The organism is Flavobacterium sp. UBA4854 (assembly GCF_002399805.1).
Lineage (GTDB): Bacteria > Bacteroidota > Bacteroidia > Flavobacteriales > Flavobacteriaceae > Flavobacterium > Flavobacterium ginsengisoli.
Map to the genome: position 1 here is coordinate 7,987 of NZ_DHEI01000095.1, position 7,740 is coordinate 15,726.

General features: G+C 32.6%; 10 protein-coding genes. 3 read left to right on the top strand and 7 right to left on the bottom strand.

The features are described from left to right. Nucleotides 1-129 precede the first annotated feature (129 nt). Nucleotides 130-1,002: an ACP S-malonyltransferase gene (gene fabD, locus B3J44_RS14140; protein ID WP_198854406.1), complete on the top strand. Its 873-nt coding sequence runs from the start codon at nucleotides 130-132 to the stop codon at nucleotides 1,000-1,002. Between the two features lie 95 nt (nucleotides 1,003-1,097). Here fabD and B3J44_RS14145 read toward each other — a convergent pair whose 3' ends face one another. The 6 genes from B3J44_RS14145 to B3J44_RS14170 form a co-directional block, all read right to left on the bottom strand. Further along, complete coding sequence (locus tag B3J44_RS14145; RefSeq protein ID WP_286969041.1) at nucleotides 1,098-1,415, bottom strand: hypothetical protein; 318 nt, start codon at nucleotides 1,413-1,415, stop codon at nucleotides 1,098-1,100. Next, nucleotides 1,403-1,600 (bottom strand): hypothetical protein, encoded by a 198-nt coding sequence (locus tag B3J44_RS14150; RefSeq protein WP_286969044.1) that lies wholly within the window; start codon nucleotides 1,598-1,600, stop codon nucleotides 1,403-1,405. Before B3J44_RS14150 ends, B3J44_RS14145 begins: the two co-directional genes overlap by 13 nt. 50 nt (nucleotides 1,601-1,650) lie before the next feature. Further along, complete coding sequence (locus B3J44_RS14155) at nucleotides 1,651-2,556, bottom strand: DMT family transporter (protein ID WP_286969048.1); 906 nt, start codon at nucleotides 2,554-2,556, stop codon at nucleotides 1,651-1,653. Between the two features lie 84 nt (nucleotides 2,557-2,640). Then, the gene (galE, locus tag B3J44_RS14160) at nucleotides 2,641-3,657 is read right to left on the bottom strand and encodes a UDP-glucose 4-epimerase GalE (RefSeq protein ID WP_286969050.1); all 1,017 of its coding nucleotides are present in this window, start codon (nucleotides 3,655-3,657) and stop codon (nucleotides 2,641-2,643) included. Nucleotides 3,658-3,673: 16 nt separating this feature from the next. Next, nucleotides 3,674-4,114, bottom strand: coding sequence for a nuclear transport factor 2 family protein (locus B3J44_RS14165; RefSeq protein WP_286969051.1), 441 nt, complete (start codon nucleotides 4,112-4,114; stop codon nucleotides 3,674-3,676). Nucleotides 4,115-4,116: 2 nt separating this feature from the next. Continuing rightward, nucleotides 4,117-5,250 carry a DegT/DnrJ/EryC1/StrS family aminotransferase gene (locus B3J44_RS14170; RefSeq protein ID WP_286969052.1) on the bottom strand — a complete coding sequence of 378 codons (1,134 nt, stop codon included), beginning with the start codon at nucleotides 5,248-5,250 and terminating at the stop codon, nucleotides 4,117-4,119. A gap of 137 nt (nucleotides 5,251-5,387) precedes the next feature. On the opposite strand from B3J44_RS14170, the gene B3J44_RS14175 reads away from it, so the two are divergent. Beyond that, a complete protein-coding gene (locus tag B3J44_RS14175; protein ID WP_286969053.1) occupies nucleotides 5,388-6,617 on the top strand; it encodes a 3-deoxy-D-manno-octulosonic acid transferase in 1,230 nt (409 codons plus the stop codon). Between the two features lie 338 nt (nucleotides 6,618-6,955). Then, on the top strand, nucleotides 6,956-7,171 hold the full coding sequence (locus tag B3J44_RS14180) for a hypothetical protein (protein ID WP_008467260.1): 216 nt from the start codon (nucleotides 6,956-6,958) through the stop codon (nucleotides 7,169-7,171). A 125-nt stretch (nucleotides 7,172-7,296) separates the two neighbouring features. Here B3J44_RS14180 and B3J44_RS14185 read toward each other — a convergent pair whose 3' ends face one another. Further along, nucleotides 7,297-7,680 (bottom strand): DUF1508 domain-containing protein, encoded by a 384-nt coding sequence (locus tag B3J44_RS14185; protein WP_111422666.1) that lies wholly within the window; start codon nucleotides 7,678-7,680, stop codon nucleotides 7,297-7,299. Nucleotides 7,681-7,740 lie beyond the last annotated feature (60 nt).

Sequence of the window (7,740 nt, forward strand, 5' to 3'; positions counted from 1 at the left end):
AATCTCCGATTTTCCAGATTAGCATGGATTTACATGTTTAAGGATTATACGAAATAAAAAAGTATTATTTTTGCCTTTCAATTGAAGCTAATTTTCAATTTCAAAAAAAATAAAAAACAAATTAGACAAATGAAAGCATACGTATTTCCAGGTCAAGGTGCACAATTCACAGGAATGGGTAAAGACCTTTATGAAAATTCGGCTTTAGCCAAAGAATTATTCGAAAAAGCTAATGAAATATTAGGTTTCAGAATTACAGATATCATGTTTGAAGGCACTGCCGAAGAACTAAAAGAAACTAAAGTAACACAGCCAGCTGTATTTTTACACTCTGTTATTTTAGCCAAAACTTTAGAAAATTTCAAACCGGAAATGGTTGCAGGACACTCTTTAGGAGAATTTTCTGCTTTGGTAGCAAACGGAACTTTGTCTTTTGAAGATGGACTTAAATTGGTTTCTCAACGTGCTTTGGCTATGCAAAAAGCTTGCGAAATCACTCCATCTACTATGGCTGCTGTTTTAGGTTTAGCTGATAATGTTGTAGAAGAAGTTTGCGCTTCTATTGATGGAGTTGTGGTTGCAGCAAACTATAACTGCCCAGGTCAATTGGTAATTTCTGGTGAAACTACTGCTGTTGAAAAAGCTTGCGAAGCAATGAAAGCTGCTGGAGCAAAACGTGCTTTAATTTTACCTGTTGGAGGTGCTTTCCACTCTCCAATGATGGAACCAGCAAGAGAAGAATTGGCTGCTGCAATTGAAGCAACTACTTTCTCTACTCCTATTTGTCCAGTGTATCAAAACGTAACTGCAAATGCAGTTTCTGATGCTAATGAAATTAAAAAGAACTTAATCATTCAATTGACTGCTCCTGTAAGATGGACACAATCTGTACAGCAAATGATTGCTGACGGCGCGACTTTGTTTACTGAAGTTGGTCCTGGAAAAGTATTAACTGGATTGATTAATAAAATTGATAAAGAAGCTGCTGTTGCTAATGCTTAATTTTTAAGTGTTTAGTCTTATTGACAGTTCTCAGTGGTTAACTGTATAAAACAATAAATCCTCATATACTTTGATAAGTTTATGAGGATTTTATTTTATAATTCCTTTGCTTCTTCGCTATAATTATTTAGAATTCCAGTAATCAGGTAGTTTTGATTACTCTTTTCAAAAAATATATACCAACTTGTTCTTGAGCTAGTTTTATAGAAAATATAATTTGAACCTAGATAACGGAGAGAATCTGGAGTTTTGCTGTGTGGAAAGGTTGATATATTTGATTTAATATAATCTACTATTTTGTTGATATAAATTTGAGCTGACTCAACGAACCCGAAATACTCTTTTTCAAAAAGAACAAAAACTAAATTATCAAAATATTCTAGAACGCTATTTTCAAAAATTATTTTTTCCAAGGATAAGCTTTTATTCTTTTAGACATTTCAGCTTTAAACTCCTCCGGTGTTAATCCTTTTGCAAATTCAGCATCAAAATCAAAAGTTTCATGATCTATACCTTTAAATTTAGTTTTTTGAACTTCGTATTCTACTCTTGGTTCTTCGACCTTGTTATTCTTTTTATTTTCTTTATCCGAATTCATTATTCCTACATTTTAATCTTACAAATTTACAAAATAAATTAAATCAAAATTTATACAGCTTTCTTTTCCTTCTTTTTATAATTAATAATAAAAACTCCTAAAATGATCAGGATTGTTGCAATTATAAAATCAATGGTAATTTTTTCATCCAAAATGAGCCAACCAAAAAACACCGCAATTATGGTGTTGATATACGCCAAAATAGAAACCTGAACCGGCGTAACGTGCTTAAGCGCATAATTATAGCTAAAAAAAGCAATTACAGACCCAAATATAGACAAATACAATGCTGCTAAAATACTTTTAGTGCTCCATAAACTTACATCAATAGTTGGCGAAAAAATAAATGCCAAAACAATCTGAATGCATGAAGCCATTGTAAACTGGTAAAACAAATTAAGAACTATATTTTTAGATTTATTCCCATGAATTTTGGTATAAATTGTTCCAGCTGCCCAAGCAGAAATTGCAAACCCCATAAACATCATTCCAATTCTATAATCGGCATCTAAAAAAGATCCTAGTCCGTCTTTAAATATAAAAACGACTCCAGAAAACCCTATTATGACTCCAATAAATCCTCTTAAACTTGGTTTTTGTAATTTAAATAAAATACTGCCCAGAAAAATAAGTATAGGAGCCATAGCACTAATTACCGAAGCCAATCCACTTGGCACAGTCTGTTCGGCAACGGTTGTAAAACCATTTGCAATTACAATCATCAAAATAGAAGGAACAAGCTGATGTTTTAAATTCTCCCATCCAATCCATTTCAATTCTTTTTTGAACAATAAAATCATCATCATGATTATTCCCGCCAATCCCTGACGAATTGAAGTTACAAACCAAGGCGGAATCGTTTCAACCGCAACTCTAATACCTAAAAAGGTAGTTCCCCAAATAATTCCAACAGCCGCTAAGGCAAATATTAATTTATAATCTAAATCTTTTTTCATAAAAATCAAATATCTTTAAAAGAAAAGTCCCAAACTATATTGCTATAATCTGGGACTTTAAAATTTATAATTTTATTTAAAAAACTATTTATTCCTCACTTTTTGTTCCCATTTCCAAGCACTTGCCATTGCTTCGTCTAAACTTAGTTCAGCCTTCCACCCTAAGACATTATTTGCCTTATCTGTATTTGCATAAGCTTCAGTAATATCACCTTCACGACGAGGCATCATCTTGTAAGGTAAGTTTTTACCGCTGACTTTTTCAAAACTATGAATGACTTCAAGAACAGAACTTCCTTTTCCTGTTCCTAAATTGAAAGTTTCTACTTTTGCCAAGTTCTTTTTGTTTAACAAGCGCTGTAAAGCAATTACGTGTGCTTTTGCTAAGTCAACAACGTGAATATAATCGCGAACTGCAGTTCCGTCTGGAGTTGGGTAGTCATTTCCAAAAACAGATAATTCTTGGCGCAATCCGACACCCGTTTGCGTAATAAAAGGCACTAAATTTTGAGGAACCCCTAAAGGCAATTCTCCAATTTCAACAGATTCGTGCGCTCCAACCGGATTAAAATAACGTAATAAAATAGCACTGATATTAGTAACTTTAGCTGTATCTGTAATGATTTCTTCACCAATTTGCTTTGTGTTTCCATAAGGAGACATCGCTGCTTGAACTGGTGCGTCTTCTGTAATTGGCATTTTTTCGGCTTGACCGTAAACCGTACAAGAAGAGCTGAAAATAAAACTTGCTTCAGGTTTTTGCTGTAATTCTTGTAAAAGATAAACTAAACTGCTAATGTTGTTTTCATAATACAGTAAAGGCTGTTCAACACTTTCGCCAACTGCTTTTGAAGCAGCAAAATGAATGACACCAGTAACATCATTATGTTTTTTAAAAAAATCCCGAACGGCACTTTTCTCTCTTAAATCAATTTTCTCGAATAAAGGCGTTTTTCCTGTAATCGCAGTAATTCCTTTTAAAACATCTTCTGAAGAATTAGAAAGATTATCAATGATCACTACCTCGAAGCCTTCATTTTGTAATTCGACTACGGTGTGAGAACCGATAAAACCTAATCCTCCTGTTACTAATACTTTCATTTTTTTGTGGTTGTTTTTATGTAGTTAATTTATAAGCTTGTCTAGCAATTAAAACCCATTTGCCTTTTTGTTTCTGCCAAACGAGCATTATTCCTATTTTAATATCTCGATCTATTCCATCGTCTTTGGTATGAGCCGATAAAACATGTCGAACTATGGCAACATCATTCTGAATAGTTATAGTTTGGTTCTGAAAATCGATCGAAACAAAATCAGATTTTCCACTTACGATTCCTTCTATAAATTCAGCTTGGTTTTGAAAATTACCATTTGAGTGGACATAATTCAATTTGTCCGAAGTTAGCGCTTTCAATTTCGCTCCATCAGCATCAATCATTGCCTGACGCAAAATTTCGACTTGACTGCTAACGGCATTCTCTTCTTTAGAATTCATTTTTTGAGCCAAAACTGAAAACTGAAGAAAAATCATTAAAATTAAAAGACTACCTTTTCTCATCTTTATTTATTCAAAAATTCTAAAACAGAATCGGTAATAAATTTAATTTGTTCGTCGTCAAGTTCTGTATGCATTGGCAAAGCAATTACTTCCTGTACTAATTGGTTTGTAACCGGAAATTGCTCTTCTTTATAACGAGGATCTAAATATGCTTTTTGAGAATGCAATGGTATTGGATAATAAATTGCACATGGAATTCCTTTATCTAATAAATGCTGCATTAAAGCATTTCTGTCTGCATCTAAAATTCTTAAAACGTATTGATGAAAAACGTGATCATTCTCGTTTGCATCAAAATCTGGAGTAATGATTTTCGCATTCCCAGCAAATGCTGCATTGTATTTTGTTGCCGCCAAACGACGCGCTGCATTATACTCATCTAGCAATGGCAATTTAGCATTTAAAACTCCAGCTTGAATACTATCCAAACGAGAATTCACTCCCACAACATCGTGGTGGTAACGCTCATACATTCCGTGATTTACAATTCCGCGGATGATGTGAGCCAATTTATCGTCGTTTGTAAAAATTGCTCCTCCATCGCCATAACATCCTAAGTTTTTAGAAGGAAAGAATGAAGTTGCCGCAACGTGGCCAATTGTACCTACTTTCACTTTTGATCCAGATTTAGAAATATAATCTGCACCTATTGCTTGTGCGTTATCTTCTATTACATATAAATTATGCTCTTTAGCAATTTCCATAATTGCATCCATATTAGCTGCACGTCCAAATAAATGAACCGGAACAATCGCTTTTGTTTTTGGTGTAATTGCTTTTTTAACCGCTTCGATATCGATGTTCATATTATGTAAATCAACATCAACCAAAACTGGTGTTAATTGCAACAAAGCAATAACCTCAACAGTTGCTGCAAAAGTAAAATCGGCAGTAATTACCTCGTCTCCTGGCTTCAGATCTAATCCCATCATGGCAATCTGCAACGCATCTGTACCGTTTGCACAAGGAATAACGTGTTTTGCACCTAAATAATCTTCAAGATTCTTTTGAAACTGATGAACTAAAGGTCCGTTGATATAAGTATTTGTATCTAAAACTTCTTGAATTGAAGCGTCTACAGTAGATTTTATTTTTTCGTATTGACTCTTTAAGTCAACCATTTGTATTTTTTTCATTTTGAATGTATTTAAAAAAATTAAAGACACTGTTTTCGGACAGAAATCTCTAAAAGGAAGAACAAAAATAGTTATTAATAGCTTCAAACCAATGAAAATAGTCGAAAGAAATGTAATTTAGCTGCAAAAAAAATTACATGCTTTTTTTATACAATCTAGCCATACATATCGCAGGATTTTTCTTAAGAATCATATCCTTGTTTAGTCCGAAAATTAAGCTTTTTGTAGAAGGCCGAAAAAGTGTTTTTAGCACACTAAAAGAAAAAATACAACCAGAAGACAAAACGATTTGGTTTCATTCTGCTTCTTTAGGAGAGTATGAGCAAGGACTTCCTGTTATAGAAAAAATCAAAGAGAAATATCCTTCCCATAAAATTATTGTAACCTTTTTTTCACCATCTGGATACGAAGTGCGTAAAAATAATACAGTTGCCGATGTTACCATTTACCTTCCATTGGACACTAAAAGCAACGCAAAAAAATTCATCAAGCTTGTTCATCCAGAAAAAGCATTCTTTATTAAATATGAATTTTGGCTGAATTACCTAAAAGAACTTGAAGACCATAAAACTCCAACTTATTTGATTTCAGGAATTTTTAGAGACAATCAAATGTTCTTTAAATGGTATGGCGGATTTTACAGAAATGCCTTAAAAGCTTTTACTTATTTCTTTGTTCAAAACGAAAAATCGAAAGAAAAAGTCGAAAGTTTAGGTTTTAAAAATGTAATTGTTTCTGGTGATACCCGTTTTGATCGTGTAAATGCTATTTTAGAAAGAGACAATCGTTTGGATTATATCGAAAACTTCAAAAACAATAAGCAGACAATTGTTATTGGAAGCTCATGGCCAAAAGATGAAGCTTTGCTATACGAATACATCAATCAGGCGCCAGAAAACGTAAAATTCATAATTGCTCCGCACAATATAAAGCCTGATCAGATTTCAGACCTTCAATCAAAAATTACAAAGTCGACAATTTTATTTTCAGAAAAAGAAAACAAAGACCTTTCTAGCTACAATGTTTTTATAATTGATATTGTCGGAATCTTAACCAAGATTTATAGTTACGGAACGATTGCATATGTAGGTGGCGGATTTGGAAATCCTGGAATACACAACATTCTTGAACCAGCAACTTTTGGAATGCCAATCGTAATTGGCCCTAATTATTCAAATTTTGCAGAAGCTATCGCCTTAGTCGAAATTGGAGGCTGCATACCAATATCAACAAGTTCGGAACTAAAAGAAATTTTTGATAATTTATTAAAGGACAAAAACTTTCTAGAAGAAAAAAGCGAAATCTCTAGATCATTCATTCAAACCAACAAAGGTGCAACCGAGACTATCATAAAACTAGTTGTATAGCCTTTTGTACCAATAAAAAGTGTTAAATTTAGAAAAACAACACAATTAAGACCACTTTTTACATTTGAAAACCTAAATAAATAGTCTTAAAAAATCAGAAAAACCATTAATCAGAGAAATAAAACAGCCCATTTTTATAAAGAATATTCAACAAAAAATTATTTAGCCTATAAATTAGATAATTTAAGAAAATTTTGTAGTTTTGGCATATTCTTTGATAAATAAGATAAACGTGAGTAAGGAAAATATTTTAAAAAAAAAGTGAAAAAATATTTTACATATTAAAAAATTTATATCTTTGCCACGAATTAATAATTAACCTTTTATAATAAAGTAAGATGAAAAAAGTATTTTTAAGTTTAGCTGTTGTTGCTGTATTAACTGTTGTATCTTGTAAAAAAGCTGACGCTGCTGCTGAAGCTCCTGCTGTAGATTCTACTGCTGTTGCTGTTGATTCAGCTGCTGCTGTTGTTGATTCTGCTGCTGCAACTGTTGATTCTGCTGCTGCTAAAGTTGATTCTGCTGCTGCTAAAGTAGAAGAAGTAAAAAAATAATTAGAACCTAAGTTCTAACGATTTTAAAACCATCTTTTAGATGGTTTTTTTTGTGATTAATTTTTTCCATTAATCCACAAGCAATAAAAAAAAGCGTTCATAAATTATGAACGCTTTTTTTTTATTTATTCAGCCGCCTCTTCCATTTCTTCCTCAACCTCATCATCCCCAAAAATCGACTCACTCGAAGAGAAATCCAAAATTTCCGACCTAGAAGAATATGTTACAATCTCTTTTATCCCTTTCTGCAAAAGCAATTCTGTGCTGTATTTTCGACTTGTAGCAAAATGAACCTCACCCAACATCAATTTAAAAAAATACTTTCCTCCAGAACCTTTAAACTTCAAGAATTTCGCAAGCTCTATATTCGCTTTAAACTTTTCAATATCCTCTTCACATTCAAATCTTAATTCATAACTCAAACTCGTAAAGATCACCTTCCCTTTTCGAGAAGTAAACGTAAACTTATATTCATCATTAAATCGCTTGCTAATTACAAAAGCACCCATTTATAAATTTTAGATATTAGATTGTTGATTTTTTTTCTAAGATTCTGAGATTCTGAGATT

Bases quoted from the DNA above. Each gene is read 5' to 3' on its own strand.
- fabD (WP_198854406.1), top strand. From the start codon at position 130: ATGAAAGCATACGTATTTCCAGGTCAAGGTGCACAATTCACAGGAATG.
- B3J44_RS14150 (WP_286969044.1), bottom strand. From the start codon at position 1,600: ATGAATTCGGATAAAGAAAATAAAAAGAATAACAAGGTCGAAGAACCA.
- B3J44_RS14155 (WP_286969048.1), bottom strand. From the start codon at position 2,556: ATGAAAAAAGATTTAGATTATAAATTAATATTTGCCTTAGCGGCTGTT.
- galE (WP_286969050.1), bottom strand. From the start codon at position 3,657: ATGAAAGTATTAGTAACAGGAGGATTAGGTTTTATCGGTTCTCACACC.
- B3J44_RS14165 (WP_286969051.1), bottom strand. From the start codon at position 4,114: ATGAGAAAAGGTAGTCTTTTAATTTTAATGATTTTTCTTCAGTTTTCA.
- B3J44_RS14170 (WP_286969052.1), bottom strand. From the start codon at position 5,250: ATGAAAAAAATACAAATGGTTGACTTAAAGAGTCAATACGAAAAAATA.
- B3J44_RS14175 (WP_286969053.1), top strand. From the start codon at position 5,388: ATGCTTTTTTTATACAATCTAGCCATACATATCGCAGGATTTTTCTTA.
- B3J44_RS14180 (WP_008467260.1), top strand. From the start codon at position 6,956: ATGAAAAAAGTATTTTTAAGTTTAGCTGTTGTTGCTGTATTAACTGTT.
- B3J44_RS14185 (WP_111422666.1), bottom strand. From the start codon at position 7,680: ATGGGTGCTTTTGTAATTAGCAAGCGATTTAATGATGAATATAAGTTT.